Here is a 1,076-nt window from a genome sequence, read left to right as displayed (position 1 = left end):
AAAGCGGTCAGTAAAACAGAAGCATTAGTAAAAGCTAACCAAGCATTTGGTGGTACTGGCGAAAACCTTAAAGGTGTAGTTCAGTCTTACGGTCAAATGTCGGCAGCTGGTAAAGTTACGGCTGAAAATATTGGACAATTAACCGATAACAACACAGCTCTTGGTTCTTCTTTAAAAGACACTGTTATGAAAATGAACCCCTCATTACAGCAATACGGTTCTTTTAATGACGCTGTTTCAAAAGGCGCTGTTTCGATGGATATGCTCAACAAGGCTATGGAAAAAATGGCTAAAGGTTCGGGCGGTGGAATCAAAACTATTGGGGACGCGTGGGACAGCTTCAACGAAACAATGTCAATTGCTTTAGTGCCTACTTTGAACGCTTTAACACCTATCATTAGTGGCTTAATAGACCAGATGTCTGACTGGGGCGAAAGTGCTGGTAAAGCTGTAACAAATGTAGTTAAGTATTTCCAAGACTTGTTTCAAAAACTGCAAGAAAATGCAGCCACTTTAGCATTTTTAGAGGCTTGGGATAGCATAAAAAGTGCATTTGGTTCCATAGTTTCTATTATAGGGAATGTCATAAATTCATTTATTGGAATAAATACAGAAACAACAAAAAACGCAACAAGTATAGATAACGTAGCAAAAAGCATAGCTGTATTTGCTGGTAAATTTTCAGAAGTCACGAAAAAAATAGCTGATTTTCTGCAAAAAATTAGTGAAAGTAAAAGCGCAATAGATACTTTAAAAGTAGCTTTAGCTGCTTTGGCTAGTGTATTCGTTGCTTTGAAAGTTATTGATGGAATCATTAAGGCTGTCGAGATATATAATAAGGTTGTTGAAGCTGGTACAATTATACAAGGAGCTTTCAATGCTGTAATGGCTATGAATCCATTCGTGGCTCTTGGCATAGCAATCGCAGCCATTGTTGCTGGTTTAGTTTACTTCTTCACTCAAACCGAAACAGGTAAAAAGGTTTGGGGTAGTTTCGTAGACTTCTTAAAGAGTGCATGGGACGGAATAGTTTCATTCTTTAGCGGTATTGGTCAATGGTTTGCTGATATATGGAA

General features: G+C 37.9%; 1 protein-coding gene. It reads left to right on the top strand.

All coding sequences use genetic code 11. The features are described 5' to 3' along the window. Positions 1-1,076: tape measure protein (locus FDW96_RS15435; protein WP_137365926.1), on the top strand; the 1,076-nt coding region annotated here is incomplete at both ends.

Source organism: Citrobacter sp. TBCS-15 (genome assembly GCF_005280815.1).
Classification (GTDB): domain Bacteria; phylum Pseudomonadota; class Gammaproteobacteria; order Enterobacterales; family Enterobacteriaceae; genus Citrobacter; species Citrobacter werkmanii.
Note: the sequence above shows the minus strand (reverse complement) of the source record. Positions and strands in the feature narration are given on the sequence as shown.